This window comes from Candidatus Aciduliprofundum sp. HYA1 (genome assembly GCF_056175085.1).
Map to the genome: position 1 here is coordinate 573,329 of NZ_CM149694.1, position 15,932 is coordinate 589,260.

At 39.8% G+C, this 15,932-nt stretch carries 15 protein-coding genes; 8 read left to right on the top strand and 7 right to left on the bottom strand.

Going from position 1 to position 15,932, the window contains the following annotated elements; genetic code table 11:
• Positions 1-141 precede the first annotated feature (141 nt).
• Positions 142-1,206: a glycosyltransferase family 4 protein gene (locus AC0S1O_RS03250; protein ID WP_475394330.1), complete on the top strand. Its 1,065-nt coding sequence runs from the start codon at positions 142-144 to the stop codon at positions 1,204-1,206.
• Between the two features lie 17 nt (positions 1,207-1,223).
• Here the strand turns inward: AC0S1O_RS03250 and AC0S1O_RS03255 are convergent, their stop codons facing one another.
• From AC0S1O_RS03255 to AC0S1O_RS03275, 5 genes are read right to left on the bottom strand one after another with little or no spacing between them, the layout of a single operon-like run.
• A complete protein-coding gene (locus tag AC0S1O_RS03255) occupies positions 1,224-2,309 on the bottom strand; it encodes a glycosyltransferase family 4 protein (protein ID WP_475394331.1) in 1,086 nt (361 codons plus the stop codon).
• 10 nt (positions 2,310-2,319) lie between these two features.
• Complete coding sequence (locus tag AC0S1O_RS03260) at positions 2,320-3,240, bottom strand: D-glucuronyl C5-epimerase family protein (protein WP_475394332.1); 921 nt, start codon at positions 3,238-3,240, stop codon at positions 2,320-2,322.
• Positions 3,237-4,007 carry a LicD family protein gene (locus tag AC0S1O_RS03265; RefSeq protein WP_475394333.1) on the bottom strand — a complete coding sequence of 257 codons (771 nt, stop codon included), beginning with the start codon at positions 4,005-4,007 and terminating at the stop codon, positions 3,237-3,239. Before AC0S1O_RS03265 ends, AC0S1O_RS03260 begins: the two co-directional genes overlap by 4 nt.
• On the bottom strand, positions 4,008-5,315 hold the full coding sequence (locus tag AC0S1O_RS03270) for a nucleotide sugar dehydrogenase (RefSeq protein WP_475394334.1): 1,308 nt from the start codon (positions 5,313-5,315) through the stop codon (positions 4,008-4,010).
• Complete coding sequence (locus AC0S1O_RS03275) at positions 5,315-6,439, bottom strand: glycosyltransferase family 4 protein (RefSeq protein WP_475394335.1); 1,125 nt, start codon at positions 6,437-6,439, stop codon at positions 5,315-5,317. Before AC0S1O_RS03275 ends, AC0S1O_RS03270 begins: the two co-directional genes overlap by 1 nt.
• 81 nt (positions 6,440-6,520) lie before the next feature.
• Here AC0S1O_RS03275 and AC0S1O_RS03280 point away from each other — a divergent pair, with 81 nt between their 5' ends.
• From AC0S1O_RS03280 to AC0S1O_RS03295, 4 genes are all read left to right on the top strand, one after another.
• Positions 6,521-7,891, top strand: coding sequence for a mannose-1-phosphate guanylyltransferase/mannose-6-phosphate isomerase (locus tag AC0S1O_RS03280; RefSeq protein ID WP_475394336.1), 1,371 nt, complete (start codon positions 6,521-6,523; stop codon positions 7,889-7,891).
• Between the two features lie 157 nt (positions 7,892-8,048).
• The gene (locus AC0S1O_RS03285; RefSeq protein WP_475394337.1) at positions 8,049-8,222 is read left to right on the top strand and encodes a hypothetical protein; all 174 of its coding nucleotides are present in this window, start codon (positions 8,049-8,051) and stop codon (positions 8,220-8,222) included.
• 5 nt (positions 8,223-8,227) lie between these two features.
• The gene (locus AC0S1O_RS03290; protein WP_475394338.1) at positions 8,228-8,926 is read left to right on the top strand and encodes an HAD family hydrolase; all 699 of its coding nucleotides are present in this window, start codon (positions 8,228-8,230) and stop codon (positions 8,924-8,926) included.
• Complete coding sequence (locus AC0S1O_RS03295; protein ID WP_475394339.1) at positions 8,914-9,642, top strand: phosphocholine cytidylyltransferase family protein; 729 nt, start codon at positions 8,914-8,916, stop codon at positions 9,640-9,642. Before AC0S1O_RS03290 ends, AC0S1O_RS03295 begins: the two co-directional genes overlap by 13 nt.
• Here AC0S1O_RS03295 and AC0S1O_RS03300 read toward each other — a convergent pair.
• Together AC0S1O_RS03300 and AC0S1O_RS03305 are read right to left on the bottom strand one after the other, a co-directional pair.
• Positions 9,639-10,958, bottom strand: a complete 1,320-nt coding sequence (locus AC0S1O_RS03300) for an inositol-3-phosphate synthase (protein WP_475394340.1) — start codon at positions 10,956-10,958, stop codon at positions 9,639-9,641. The genes AC0S1O_RS03295 and AC0S1O_RS03300 overlap by 4 nt on opposite strands.
• A 36-nt stretch (positions 10,959-10,994) precedes the next feature.
• Positions 10,995-11,423, bottom strand: a complete 429-nt coding sequence (locus AC0S1O_RS03305) for a CBS domain-containing protein (RefSeq protein WP_475394341.1) — start codon at positions 11,421-11,423, stop codon at positions 10,995-10,997.
• Positions 11,424-11,602: 179 nt separating this feature from the next.
• Here AC0S1O_RS03305 and AC0S1O_RS03310 point away from each other — a divergent pair, with 179 nt between their 5' ends.
• From AC0S1O_RS03310 to AC0S1O_RS03320, 3 genes are all read left to right on the top strand, one after another.
• Positions 11,603-12,844, top strand: coding sequence for an APC family permease (locus AC0S1O_RS03310; RefSeq protein ID WP_475394461.1), 1,242 nt, complete (start codon positions 11,603-11,605; stop codon positions 12,842-12,844).
• A gap of 442 nt (positions 12,845-13,286) precedes the next feature.
• Entirely contained in the window at positions 13,287-14,546 is a 1,260-nt protein-coding gene (locus AC0S1O_RS03315; protein ID WP_475394342.1) for an ATP-binding protein, read from the top strand.
• 70 nt (positions 14,547-14,616) lie between these two features.
• A complete protein-coding gene (locus tag AC0S1O_RS03320) occupies positions 14,617-15,909 on the top strand; it encodes an ATP-binding protein (RefSeq protein WP_475394343.1) in 1,293 nt (430 codons plus the stop codon).
• Positions 15,910-15,932 lie beyond the last annotated feature (23 nt).

Consider the following 15,932-nt stretch of genomic DNA (forward strand, 5'->3'; position numbering starts at 1 on the left):
TCATCACCAACATTTAAAATTCGCCTGATTTTAAAAATATGTTGCTCCAAATCACGCTCTTGGCTCACAGGGATGATTTTATAGGATGAGAATTAGGGTGGCAAAAAATATTATTAGAGATTCCGTATATGGAGGAAGTGGATGCAAAAAGAAAAAAGTAGGGTGGGAGATAAAAAAAATCTTCAAGATCCGAGAATCGCCTTTTTTGGTGAGCTAAGATATACCTTTGTTAAGAGAGATCATGAGATTCTCAGCAAGCACTACGAGGTTGATGTTACAGAACAGCCAAAGATCAAAACAGAGTGGATCAAATATCCCTCGCTTGTTAAAAAGAAAGTGAAAGGTGCGGATCTTGTTTTTGGCTGGTTCGCCGGATGGCACACCCTTCCCGCGGTGCATTATGCCAGGAGATATAAGAAACCATCAGTAATTGTGGTTGGTGGCTACGACGCTGTATCTTTGCCAGAAATAAAATACGGAGCATTTTCAAATTTTAAAGAGAGGGTGCCTGCAAGGTATGTTCTCAGAAATGCTTCGAAGTTACTTCCAGTGAGTAATTATTTAAAAAGAGAAATTATAAAAAACGCGAGGGTTTCTGGGAGGAAGATATATGTTGTTCCTACGGGATACAATACCAATTTCTGGAAACCTGGAGGTAAAAAGGAGAATGTTGTATTAACTGTTGCTTCCGCCAAAGATGATCTTAGAAGGATAAAGGTAAAAGGATTGGACACCTTTGTAAAAACTGCAAGATATTTACCCAATACAAAGTTCATATTGATAGGGGTCAGGGGGGAATGTGAGAAATTCTTAAAGAAAATTGCCCCATCAAATGTGGAAATAGTGGGGTATGTTCCACATAAAAAATTGTTATCATATTACCAAAAGGCTAAGATTTATGCTCAACTATCACTAAGTGAGGGTTTACCTAACACTCTCTGTGAGGCTATGCTAGCGGAGGATATTCCCGTGGGCACCGGGAGAGGAGGAATACCTGAGGTGATGGGTGACGTGGGATTTTATGTGCCTTATGGAGATCCTAAAGCGACGGCGGAGGCTATAAAAATGGCTCTCGAGGAAACGGATGATTTAGGGAAGAAAGCAAGGGAAAGGATTATGAAGTTATTTCCGGAAAGTAGAAGAGAGAAAGAAATAATAAACGTGATAGAAGTAATGTTTAAACAGTTTAATAAATATATGAATTAGAAAAATCTCCAAATTGCCTATATGTTCATATAGAGATCTAATAATCTTCTTGCAATTTTCTCGCTTCTAAAATCTTCTGCTCTATTTCTGCATTTTTTACCCATTGCCTTTTTCAGGGAATCATCCTCTATTATCTCTAAAATCTTCTTTGAAATCTCGTTTGTATCATTTGGATCAACAACGTATCCGCAGTTTTTAAGAAGCCAAGGTACCCCGCCCACACCCGAAGCCAATACGGGAGTTCCAGTAGCCATAGCTTCTAAAAGAGCCATAGAAAAAGTTTCTTGAAATGAAACAAGAGTAACCAAGGATGCTTTTGAGTACAAATGGGGCATAGAGGTATAAGGTACTTTTCCTAAAAAATCAACATTAATTCCTTCTTTACGTGAGTATTCTCTTATTTGAGCAATATAATTTGGATCACCTGAGCCAGCAAATACTATTTTATAATCCTTTATCTCTTTTTTTATTTTAGAGATGGCTCTCAAAAAACCAAATTGATTCTTTAAACTTTTTATTGTTGCAGGATATAATATAATGTTATCCCAATTCTTTTTCACATTGAAAAAATCATCGGATACAGGATTTCCAATAATTTCTGTTTTTGATGTGTCAAAACCTCTCTTTTTGAGCTCATCAACAACATAGGGTGATATTGCTACGAGCTTCGAAATGAATTTGTAATATGATTTAAGTCTCATTTCCCATAAAATTTCTGTAAATTTGTTTCCCAAATTTTTTTTAAATTTCTTTTCGTTCCATCCTACACCATGGATGGTGAACAATATCTTCTTTCTTAAATATGCAGGAATGAACTGAAGTATATGAGTGTGAACCACATCAACCTCTATATTTACTCTTCTGAATAGTGTTTGGATTTCCCCAGCAACATCAAAAAATGGAAGTTTGTTTACACTGATCACATCTATATTGGGTGTATATGTTTTTTCCATTTTGTCATCAAAAGATAAAAATGTTAGGTGTATGTCGTATTTGTCCAACTTCTCATTTATCCCTAAAAAACCATTTAACGTATTTTTTAATACCACAGAAGGCCCAAGATATGGATTGGATAATTTCGATCCAATTATCATTATATTCATATATATACCCCTATTTTTTAAAATATTCTCTCATCTTCATCCACCTTATAATGCCTCCAACAATCCCCAATTTTTTAAAGTGTATACTGTTCCTTGTGATCTTTGCTTTAAGAACATTAGTCTTACTTTTTTGATAACTATCCCATCTTTCTGCAACTTCCTTAAAAATTTTGTTATGTGTTATGGAGTACATAACCTCTAATTGTGCAATATGAAGCGAATGGTATGTTGGAGTGGCAGGATATTTGTGCAATAGATCATAGAGAGACCAGTATCCGCTGTCGTATTCTGAAAGATTTACTATTAATGTTTTTAATCCCTCTTCAAACATCTTTTCAGCATCAGAAGATTCAAGATATGTTTTTACTTCGTGAAGTCCTATAAGTATGTACATAAATCCGTTTAGTATATGAACTGGAGGAATCACCCCATACTCCTCGTACCAAATATTGTTGTGTGAATCCACGTATCTAACACCTCCCTCCTCAATTGGTAACTCAAAAACCCTCAGGGCCTTTTTGGCGGCCTCTTTGTATTTTTCGTTCCCCGTTATATTATAGGCTCTTATAAAAGTTGATATGGCCAAACTCTGTCCCATACCGTGTATCCACGGAACCTTGAAGTTGTACCCATACGGAAGAGTATAGTTATGGAGCCATACTCCCGCCCCATCTTTAACGCTCATGTTTTCCAGAAGCCATCGGGCATTTCTCAAAAAATTCTCTTTATATTTCTCTTCTTTAGTTTCCAGGAACATTTCATAATTTCCCAGGGCATACTGGGCAATATTAACCGGGTAATAATCAAATCTGGGTGTATATGGGATCTTGTAAAGTATGACTCCTTCTTTATCTAACTTATATATCGGTGAATCTGATGGGAGGTGTATTTTATCTCTAAAACTTATGAGGTATTGCGGGACATCCTTCATTTTTTATCCCTCATATATGCCATCACACCATCATCTCGCATGGTGCTCCAGTCTTTCTTGGGGGTTCTCCAATCCTTGCCATATCTGAATTCAATATATTCAAGCAATGGTGCCGGGGTTTTGAAAGTCATCCCATAAAATTCAATTTCATCAAAATTCTTAAAATAATGAGATGGTACTTTGCTGTAGACCCAGCGGAATCCCATAAAATTCAGATATTTGTTGAACATACCAAGTATTTTTTTTCTCCTAGCTAAGGAAATATGTGTTAATAATTTGAAAAGTGAAATATGGAAAGCGCGTGGTACATAGGGTGGTTTTGCACCCATATACTCTGGTGTGGAGATTGCGGAGTACAGATATTTCATGCCCCTTCTAAATATTTCCCTCAGGCGGCCACTTCCGTTATTGCTTCCCATTAGCATTCCAAATCCTGCCTCATTCCCAAGATCAACATGAATTTCTATAACCACCGGTAGCTTACGAGATTCATCCAAACTCACTATTATTGATTTTTCTCCCCCCTCACAGAGAAGATAATCTACTACAAAACCTCTTTTTATTAATTTATTGGATGCTTTCAACACCTTTGGCAACTCTTCCTCCCATACGCCAACCTCAACATCGTGGTCCCATGGAATGAGTCTCTTATCCCTAACTGCTCCCAACAATCCTCCAGAATCGAGCCAGAAGGTAACATTTTCCTCATCCAGGGCTTCTTTGACGGCCTGAAGGGTTTTTACCATGTATTTTTCCTTTTCGTCCATCTATATCTTCACCCCAAGCCCCCGGTATTCTATATTTCTGAAGTCAATGCCCTTTTTGTAGAATATGTTCCAGAGGTCAACAATTAAAATTTTTCTGGTTAGTTTTTCATCTAACTCAGCAAGATTCAGCTCATAGTACTCGCTGTGGTTGGTGGCAAAGACAATAGTATCTACAAATGAGGCACAATCCCCTATCATCTTGCATATTTTAACTTTCTTTTCTAATTCAGGTGGAAGTGTGGTATAGTAGTTCTGGTTAATGAATGGGTCATGTATATAAACGTCATACCCCCGAGATATCAAATTTTCCACAAGATACCCGCCAAAACTGTACCTGAAATCATCAATGTCTTTCTTGAATGTTAATCCTGCCACGAGAATGGATTTGCCATTTATTTCGGAGAGCACCTTGTCCATCATCCAGTCGTTGGTCCTGCGACCGTAGTACCACACAGAATTAAAACCTCTTCTTTTTTCAATTTTTTCAAATGCGAGTTCAAGTAGATAAGGATCCTTTCCTAGGCAGTAACCACTCACAGGGCCGGGAATCGGTATCTGGTTTCTCTTGTAACCTCTGTTTGCGGAGTTTATGGCTTCAAGAACATCTATGCCGTTCACCTCTGCAAGGTATGCCAGTTCATTTGCGAAGGAGAATTTGAGATTCCTCCAGGCATTGTCTATGAGTTTTATGAGCTCTGCGGTTCTCGGATTTGAAACCCTTATCACCTCACCCCCTATTTTGCTAAAGAATTGCTTAATCTTTTCAAAGCTTTCGTCTGAGTAGGTGCCCACAATTTTTGGCAGATTGCGCTCCTCTTCAATGGCCCGACCTTCCATAAGCCTTTCAGGAACGAACCCCAGCCAGAAATCCACACCCTCTTTTAAGCCGCTTAGAGACTCAATTTTTTCTTTAACCCGGTCCAGCGTTCCAATTGGGAGAGTAACCCTCATTATTATTGTTTTTTCTTTTATTCCCTGCTCAACTATTCTCTCAATGATTTTGAACAACCTGTCAAGTGTTGGTTTTTGGGGATATCTGGTAAATTCAGTGCCCACACAGATAAGTATATATTCTGTATCTTTCAGATGTGCCATGCCTTCCTCAGGAAGCATGGGAAAAAACGACTTTCCAATATTTTTATTCAGCAACTCTGATAGGCCCGGTTCGTTAAAAGGTGCAATGTTGTTTTTCAACTCATTAACCAGGCGCTGGTTGATATCTATTCCTATTACCTCATACCCGCTATCCGCGCTTACAAGAGCAATGGGAAGTCCGATTCTTCCCAAACCAAAGATACCTATTTTCATCATTTCACACTCCTGTATATTTTCAGTAATTTTTCTTTCTCATTTTCCCAGTTGAATATTTTCCTTGCGGCCTCAAAGGCGTTTCTTCCAAGTTTTTCCCTCAGCTCTTGGTTGTCTCTAAGGGTAATTATGGCATCCTTTATAGATTTTTCATCATACTCCACGGTTATTCCGCACCGGTATTTCTCAGTCATCTCTGCTGCAAATGTGCCCTTGGTAACAATTATTGGTCTGCCACAAAGCATTGCTTCAAACTGTTTGTTGAAAACAGTGTGCCTATTATTTCGATTTTTGGGGTCAACAAGAACGAAAGTTGCATCTGCCTGCCTTGTAAGGGGGTAAATCTGCTCTGTAGGTATTGTTCCCAGAAACTCGACATTATCGTATTTTTTTGAGAGTTTTTCCATTTCATAATATAAACCCTCTTTTTTTCCAGCCAGAATTAACCGCACATCTTTCATTTTTCCCACGAGCTCAACAACCTGTGGAAAGAAACGATCTCTTGACATTATCCCTATGTATACGAGGGTGAAAATATTGTTGTTTGGAGGGGCATATTCTTTGTAAATCAGTGGTTTTGCGTTTCTCACAATGGTTATTGGCCTGCCGTATCGTGAATAATGTCTTTTAAAAACCTCGTTTACAGTTATTATGTGGTCAGAGAAAGGAATAAGTGTGTTTTCCATTACCTTAGCTGCCCACACCACGGGTTTTGGTACAAAACCTTCAATCATGTAGCTAAATATCTCATGAGCGTCGAATATCAATCTTATTCCGTATTTCTTTTTTAGTAATACGCCGATGAGAAGAGTGTCAAGGTCATGGGCATGAACAGCATCATACCTGTATTCATCTCTTATTTTCTTTGCCATCTTATATGCTCTGTACCACCACAGTGGCTCTTTAGAAGTATCGCCTGGCAATTTTTTCATCAGACCTTCGTTGTGTATTCTGAAAATTTCCACTCTTCCCTCATAACCACTTTTATCACAATCTCTTTTTCTATCCCAAACTATTATCTTTACCTCATGTCCCGCATCAACTAAGGCATTTGCCTCCTGCTGAACCCGAGGATCCACAAGATATGGGTTGGAGAGAAGCATTAAAATCTTCATAGACCTCATCCCCTAATCAACTGTAAATATTTAAAGATTAATTTCAAAAATTTATTTATAACTCCTTCGCAATTCCACAGAGGTGATAACTTGAAGAGCATAATACTGGCGGGTGGCTCCGGCACGAGATTATGGCCTCTGAGTAGGGAGGATTACCCCAAGCAATTCCTACAGATATTTCAGGGAGAGTCTCTTTTTCAGAAGGCTGTAAGGAGGGCTAGGATATTCTCCAGGTCGGAAGAGATATATGTGGTTACTAGGGATATCTACAGGTTCATAGTGAGGAATCAGATTGAAGAAATTGGTGAGGATATTCCTGATGAGAACATCCTCCTTGAACCCGTTGGAAAGAACACGCTGCCTGCCATTCTTTATGGAGTTATGCGAGTTAAAGAAGATGATGTTATTGCCGCTATGCCTGCGGATCATATGGTTGAGGTGAATGATGAGTACCTAAAGGCTTTTAAAATGGGAGAAAAACTTGCTAGGGAACATATCGTGGTATTTGGAATCAAACCCACAAGACCTCATACAGGTTACGGATACATAAGGCCGGGTAAGGAGATAATAGAAAATGGGGAGATTCTAGGATACAGGGTAGAGGAATTTAAGGAGAAGCCTGATATGGAAACCGCAATAGGGTATGTGAAGAGCGGATATCTTTGGAACAGTGGCATATTTCTCTTCTCCAAAAATATATTCTTGGGAGAAGTTGAGAAATATCAACCAAATATGAAAAGGGCATTTGAGGATGATGATATATCAAGGGCGTATTCATCCATTGAGGGCATATCAATGGATTATGGGATAATGGAGAAAACTCAGAGAGCCGCGGTAGTGGTCTTTTATGGGATTTGGGACGATGTGGGTTCATTCAACTCCCTTGCCAAGTATCTTGAGAAGGATGATGGAGGGAATATCTTCCAAGGTGAGTTTTTGAGTTTCAAATCTAGAGAGAATGTGGTACATAGCGAAAAACTTGTGGTTGCTCTTGGTATTGAGAATATGATGATAGTGGATACTCCTGATGCGCTTCTCGTGGCTCAAAGGGATATGGAGCAGAATGTTAGGGATGTTTTTCGCAAACTCAAGGACATGAATGACCCTAGGGTTAAGCACTCAACTACGGTTTACAGGCCATGGGGCAGGTACACGGTTCTTCGCGAGTCTGAAAACTACAAGATAAAAGAGATCGTGGTGAATCCAGGAAAGAGAATAAGTCTTCAGAGGCATAGATACAGGAGTGAGCACTGGGTTATTATAAGCGGTACAGCAAGGATAACCATTGGAAATAAGGTATTTGATTTAACTCCAGGTATGAGCACATATGTGCCAGTTGGAGAGATACACAGGCTGGAAAACCCGGGAAGGGAACCTTTAAAAATTATAGAGATTCAGATGGGAAGTTATGTGGGTGAAGATGATATAGAACGCTTGGAGGATGATTACGGAAGGGCTTGAACACGGTTTGAAGTTCTTAAGATTTTTGCCACATATGGAGTTGATTATCCGTTTTCCGCCCATCTAAGAGGGTTGAGATAAATCTATTTAGGGAAATTCACTCCTAAATGGGTGTGGAAAATCCGAGGTACCACCGGAGCTCAGGCCCGGCATTCATGTGAAAACAGAAAAAGAATTTTTTGAGGCATTGGAAAAAACAATCAACGGGGATTACGAGATCGATATGGAAAATTATGAAAAGGCCTTACACTTTATTCATCGGGGTGTTGATGGAAAATCCTCAGATCGGGTGATTTCACTCATAGAGGAGTTGTTGGAACCACAAGGTTAATAAGTGTGTATGGGTTAAAGGGAGTGATGTCCTTTAAATATTGTGTGAAGGCTGTAGTATTTGATCTTGATGGAACGCTTATTGACACTATGAAATATTTTGGAAAAGTAGCCTCAGAGGTGATATATAAGTATTATGGTATTCCTAAAAAAGAGGCAAAAAGTATGTATTTTAGAACTTCTGGAATTCCCTTTTTTCAACAGCTTGAAGTTTTATTCCCTGGGGATGCGAGAAATCCATCTGCAGCAAAAGAATACGAAGAGAAAAAACTCAGGTTCTTTTTTTCAGAACCTTTTCCTAATAAACTTTATGAGGTGCTAAAAAGAGAAAGATTGAGGCATAAAGAGTTAATTTTTGTGGTATCTTCCAACAATTTTGAACATCTAGTTCTGAAGTATTTTGAGGATAACAATATTAAGGATTTATTTGATGAAATTCTTGGTTACAGAGAAAATTTTTCAAAGGGAAAGGATCATTTTGAATATTTGATGAACAAGTATCGTGTTGGTAAAGAAGAAATGGTTTTTATTGGTGATTCTTGGTGGGACGCGAAAATAGCAATTGAGTTTGGAATTCCTTTTGTTGCCATAGACAGGACATTCTCCAAGGAGGAATGGCAAAAAAGATACCCACATATCAGAGTGATCAAATGGTTTGAAGAATTGCCTATATTTTTAGAGGAGGTGGCAGAATGCAAGCATTGATAATGGCTGCTGGACTCGGTAGTAGATTAAAGGAAAACACCAAGGATATCCCCAAGGCATTGGTTAAAGTTAACGGAAGGCCTTTAATTTGGTATGTTTTAAAATTTATAACCGGTATAAAAAACATATCTCATGTAGTTATTGTTGGAGGATACTTCTATGAAAAGCTGAATGAGCTTATACAAGCGGATACAAGTCAGTGGCCATTTGAAATTATTTTAGTGAAAAACGAAGATTTTGATAAAGGAAATATTATCTCTCTAAAATGTGGATTAAAAAGCATAGATGATTCGTTTATACTTTTTAACACGGATCATATTTATAATCCTGATATTGCAAAGAAGTTTGATGAAGTTAAGGGATATATTACAGCATTCTGTGATTTTGATAGGAATCTTAATGATGATGATATGAAAGTTTATATATCAAACGAAAATATTATAAAAATTGATAAAAAATTAAAGGAATATACTGGTGGATATGTTGGAATGACTTATGTTCCCAAGGAAAAATTAGAAATATATATTTCTACAGTAGAAGATTTAGATAAAAGGTATAGCGGTCGAGTGCATGCTGAGTATGTTCTTCAGGAACTCTCAAATATGGGAGAGGCAATCAAATATATCGATATAAGCGGGTTCGGGTGGGTGGAAGTGGACACTCAGGAAGATTTGAAAAGGGCAGAGAGGGTTATCAAAGAAAAAAAATGGTATTAGAACAAATCGTAGTACTCCACACCCAGATGTGTTATCAACTCCTCCCCCATAAGGTATCTGAGGAAGTTCTTAAGTTTGGTGTGCTGAATAAACAGGTCATGCTCAGGATACAATCCCGGAGCGACCATGGGGCTCTTGAAGTAGAAACTGAGCCATTCCTGTATGCCTTTAAGATGTGCCCTCTGTGCAAGATCCATGAATAGTACAAGATCCAGGACCACAGGCGCAGCTAAAATACTATCTCTGCATAGAAAATCAATTTTTATCTGCATTGGGTACCCCAGCCATCCGAAGATATCAATATTATCCCAGCCTTCTTTGTTATCTCCTCTGGGTGGGTAGTAATTTATGCGAACCTTGTGATATATATTGCCGTATAGTTCGGGATACATGTCGGGTTGCAAGATGGTACCCAGCACAGAGAGCTTGCTCACTTCCTTGCTTTTGAAGGATTCTGGGTCGTCAAGGACCTCTCCATCTCTGTTTCCCAGGATATTTGTGGAAAACCAGCCGCTAATCCCTATCATTCTGGCTTTCAAACCTGGCGCTATTATGGTTTTCATAAGTGTCTGCCCTGTTTTGAAATCTTTTCCCGCAATTGGAACATGCATCTTATCCGCAAGTTCGTACATGGCCGGGAAATCCACAGTGAGACCAGGAGCGCCATTTATAAATGAAATACCAGATTTCAGGGCAGCATAAGCATAAATCATGCTTGGAGATATGTCCTTGTGATTTTCCTCAAGTCCCCTTTCAAAATTTTCTAAGGATAAATGGACCTCGCTTGGAGGTATATATATCTCTGTGCTTGCAGCCCAGATCATAACGAGGCGATCCACCCCAGCCCTCTTTTTGAATTCTTTAATATCTTCCATTACCTGTTTTGCCAGTTCCATCTTGTTTTCCCAAGGCTTTACGTAATCTCCCTTAAGCCTCTTCACGTAGTACTGGTTGAACACGCCCTTCATTGGTCTGATATTTTCCATAAAATCCTTAACTTTATCAAGATCTTCTTTTTTTAGAACTCCGGCCTTTAAAGCTCCTTCGTAGGCGGATATATTGGTGATGTCCCACCCACCAAAAACAAGATCATCCAGCTTTGCCAGAGGTACAAAATCCTTTATTAAGGGAAATCTCTTTTCAGTTCTCTTTCCAAGACGTATCGTTTGCATCTGTGTTACAGAACCATAGGGCTTTCCCAGCCCCCTTCTTATCAGTTCAACACCTGCCATAAATGTTGTACTCACAGCACCGTTCAATCCAACAATAAGAACTCCAAGCTTTCCATTCGCTTTGTCTATTTCTATTTTACCCATATATATCACCCTTTTCCCTCAATCGTTTTTAAATATTTAATTTTTGCTAAATTCACCCTTGATTAGTTCTAGAGCGTGCAGATCCCCAACAACGTGCATCTCATCATTCACCACAGGCAACTCGTTTAGATGGTACTCGAACATCTTTGCAAATGCATCGCTTATTGGATCTTTCTCCTTCACATATACGGGAGGAAGCATTATATCTCTGGCCTCCACCTTCTCGCTTTCAAGCACCTCAAGCCGAAAATCCAGATACTGGGGAGGTATGTGCTCGTGATACAGGTACTCAAGTGCCATACTAAGGGTTATGATTCCCACAATCTTTTTTTGAGAGCTCACGACGTATACAACCTGGGTTCTTGGGTCCTTAACCATCTCCTTCAGTACCTTGGGGAGGGTTGCATTTTCATCAACAACGGCTGGAGTTGAGGTCACGAGTTTCATAACATCTCCAACTTTCATAGAGAAGATATGCACATCTAAGCATTTAATTTTTTGCAGGAGTATATGTAACATTTTAATGAAAATCAATTTATGTAAGAAATGATAAAAATGTTTAAGATATTGAAAAGCATATAAGGATTGTGAGCAAGAGCAAGACCCTGAGTTTCTGGTCCGTATTTGCCCTGGGTGTTGGAGGTATGGTGGGAGGTGGCATATTCGCAGTTTTAGGGCTTGCAGCCCAGCTGGCCCATGGAAGCACGCCTGTGGCATTTGCCATAGCCGGGATCGTGGCACTCATAACCTCCTATTCCTATGCCAAGTTAAGTGTGGCATATCCAAGCAGGGGAGGCACGGTGGAATTTCTGAACCACGCCTACGGTACCGGGGTATTCACGGGAGGCCTGAACATCCTTCTCTATCTGAGCTATATAATTATGCTTTCCCTGTACTCCTACGCGTTCGGAAGTTACGGGGCCACATTTTTCCCGGGCAACTACCTTTTCTGGAAGCACATGCTCATCACCCTCGCGATTATCCTTTTCACAGTGATAAATATTCTCGGTTCCAAGTTTGTGGGAGAGTCTGAGGAGTACATAGTGGGCATAAAGATCGCCATCCTCTTGTTTTTCGTTGTCATAGGGATGTGGTCTGTACATCTCTCCAGGCTCGCGCCCAGTACCTGGGTATCTCCCGTGAGCCTTGTTGCAGGGGGAATGATCATCTTTCTGGCCTATGAGGGATTTGAATTAATAGCCAACACTGCCGAGGATGTGGATGATGTGAAGAGAATCCTTCCACGGGCCTATTACGCCTCGGTCATATTCGTGATAGCCCTGTACGTTGCCATAGCGGTGGTTGCTGTGGGAAATTTGCCATTGCAGGATCTCGTGAATGCCAGGGACTACGCTCTTGCAGAGGCTGCAAGGCCGTTTCTAGGATCTGCGGGATTCCTTCTCATAGCCATAGCCGCACTTCTCTCCACAGGATCGGCCATAAATGCCACCCTCTACAGCTCTGCCAGGGTCAGTTACATAATAGCTAGGGACGGTGAGCTGCCCGAACTCTTTGAGAGAAGGGTATGGCGCAGGCCCATCGAGGGATTGCTCATAACTGCCGGTCTAACAATCGTTGTGGCAAACCTGTTTGACCTGTCCAGCATCTCCACGATTGGCAGTTCTGGATTTCTGATACTATTCGGCCTGGTGAATCTTGCCAATTTCAGGCTCTACAGAAAAACTGGAGGAAACCGCGCCATATCTCTTCTAGGTACAGTGCTTGCATTCTTCGCCGTGGGCATACTCTTCATTCAGGTTGCACCTAGAAATCCTGTGGGTGTGGCTGTGTTTGGAGTCATGGTTCTTATATCCTTCGTGATAGAGTACGTGTACAGGCAGATAACTGGCAGGGAGATAAAATATATCATAAATTCCGAAAAATAGAGATGAGGGATGCATGGTTCAATCGCCGTTTCCGTGGTACCTGTATATCTCCAACGCGTAATCGTCCCCCCTCTATTCTTTCCTGCACCTTTTCTATACTTCTTGGATTGTTCATTCCTCCTCACCAGATCATCGTAATATTCGTTGATATATAATACTTTTCTTCGACAAAAAACGAATAAATGTGGGGATTGTGCATAATTATCCTTATTAGAAGGAAAATTTTTTAAATGATTATCCTTTATTACATCCTAATGATCGAAAGGGAGGATATCAGGGATCACCTTCTTGAGTATCATTCAAATCACAAATTTTTTAAAGACCATGAGATTATATGTTGAATCTCAAATTCATATAAAATATCGGTAGATTTTCCAAAAAACTTACCGATAAACTTATAAGATTTTAAAGCATATGAAAAAATATGAATAGAGAGCGAGTAATGGATGCGCTGGTTGACTGGAACCTGTGGGGCAATTACAGAGTAGAATTGAGAGGGCGAGAAGGAGTTCCGAATTTAGCTCCAGATAACATAATTCTCTCGCTCACAGGAGTGCGAAGAGCGGGCAAAAGTCATCTAGCATATCTACTAATGCAAAATAGAGGAAAAAATAGCCTGATGATAAACTTTGAAGATCCTCGATTGAGTGAGCTCACAGCAGAGGACATAATCAAGGTTGTGGAGCTGTACGAGCGTGAGACTGATGCAAAATTATCTCTTTTAGTTCTGGATGAGGTACAGAATATTAAAGGGTGGGAAAGAGTTGCGAGGTTATATGCAGAATCAAAGAAAATAAAGGTTATTGTAACAGGTTCGTCATCCAAGCTTATGAGTGAAGAATATGCATCTGTGCTCACGGGCAGACATGTGGATTTTGAAGTTTTTCCGCTGAGTTTCAGGGAGTTTCTAAGCTGGAGAAATATCGAATTTAAAGGATTAGAGATGCACAAAAACAAGCTTGAAATTTTAAAGAGTTTTGATGAGTATCTGAAATATGGCAGTTTTCCAGAGGTCACATTAATCGGGGCAGAGAGAACGAAAATTGCGCTTCTTATGCAGTACTTTGACGATATAATAATGAAGGACATCATAAGAAGGTACCATGTTCGTGAGATTGAGAAAATATCAAAGCTTGCGCACATCTATCTCTCAAACACAGGCACGCTACAATCATACAACCGTCTCAAAAACATAGTTAATCTATCTCTTGACTCGGTAGAGCGTTTTTCACGGTACTTTGAAGTCGCCCGATTATTTATTTTTGTACCCAAGTTCAGCTATTCTGTAAAGCAGCAGCTTCTCAATCCCAGAAAGGTATACGCCATAGATGTAGGATTGGCCAATGTAATGGGCTCAAAATTTTCAGAAAACCTGGGCCATGTTATGGAAAATACAGTGGCGATAGAGCTTATGAGGAGGAAGAGTTACTGGAATAGAGATAGAGAGATATACTACTGGAAAGATCATCAGGGAAGAGAGGTAGATTTTGTAGTGAAAGAAAGAGAGAATATAAAAGAATTAATTCAGGTGACTTACGCTTCAGATAAGACCGATATAGAAAAAAGAGAAATAAAAGCGTTAGAAAAAGCGGGAGAGGAGTTAAGATGCAAGAATAAAACGATAATCACTTGGGACTATGAAGAAGAAGGAGAGATAAATTACATTCCTCTGTGGAAATGGCTACTCAAATATCGACAATAATTTACAAAAAATACATTTTTTGTCTACCACCGTGGAAATATTTAAATATTCTTTTCCCATTTTCACATATATGTTGTCAGATGCGATAAGGAGGTGGAATCCCTGGTGGGCTGAGAAGCGGGTGAGCGATAGTCTATTGGGTGTGGAGAGAGAAAAACTGAGAGACATTGAGATGTTTCTGGGACAGGGTTTGATAAAGGGAATAGTCGGTCCGAGAAGAGCGGGGAAAACCACGCTTCTGTATCAGATAATAGGAAGGTTGATAGATAGGGGAGAGGACCCCAAGAACATTATGCTTCTCAATTTTGATGATAATAGCATATACAACGCAGATTTTGATACCATACTCTCCGAGTCCAGAAAGATATCTCCCAATATCAAGTATATTTTTCTTGATGAAGTACAGGAAAAAATAGGATGGGAGAGATGGGTTAGAACCCTACACGACACACATCAATTCTCTCAAATATTTGTGACCGGCTCTTCTTCATCTCTGCTTAAAGAAGATGTTGGAAGGGTATTGACCGGGAGGCATATCACGTTTCATCTCTTTCCGTTCTCCTTCAGGGAGTCTCTGAAATACCGGGGCTGGAGTGGTTTTAGTAAAGATGTAATAGAGTACAAAAAAGGTGATATTCTGCACCACCTGTACAATTACATGAAGACTGGCGGTTATCCAGAGGCCCTGAAGATGGGGGAGATGGCGAGAAACCGCTATTTGAACGAGTTATTTGATGATATCCTTGCAAGGGATATAAGTGCTCTGCGTAGGGCAGATTATCATCTTGCCAGGAGAATAGCCTACTATGTTATCAGTCACTCATCGAGAACGATGACATACAGAAGTGTTGCTCGAGCCACCGGCGTGGCAGTTGATACTGTGTCAAAATATCTTCGGTATATGGAAGATGCATATCTAACAATTCCTCTCAGAATGTTTTCTTACAAGTTGAAAGAGCAGATGAGAGAAATAAACAAGTACTACGCAATAGACCAGGGTCTGGCAAATGCGGTGAGTTACAAATTCTCAGAGAACCAGGGCTGGAACACTGAAAACATTGTGTTTCTGGAACTTTACAGAAAAAGCAGGGAAAAATTGGATATGGAAATATACTACTGGAAAGATGCTCAGCAAAGAGAGGTAGATTTCGTAGTTAAGGAAGAAGGGAAAGTGAAGGAGTTAATCCAAGTCACATACGCATCAGGAAAGGATGAGATTGAGAGAAGAGAAATAAGAGCACTGGAGAAGGCAGGAGAAGAACTTAGATGTAAAAATAAAACGATAATCACCTGGGATTATGAAGAAGATGGAGAGATAAACTACATCCCTCTCTGGAAATGGCTACTAAACCCTCATAAGTGATTTCGTTCAAAAAGTTCCATATA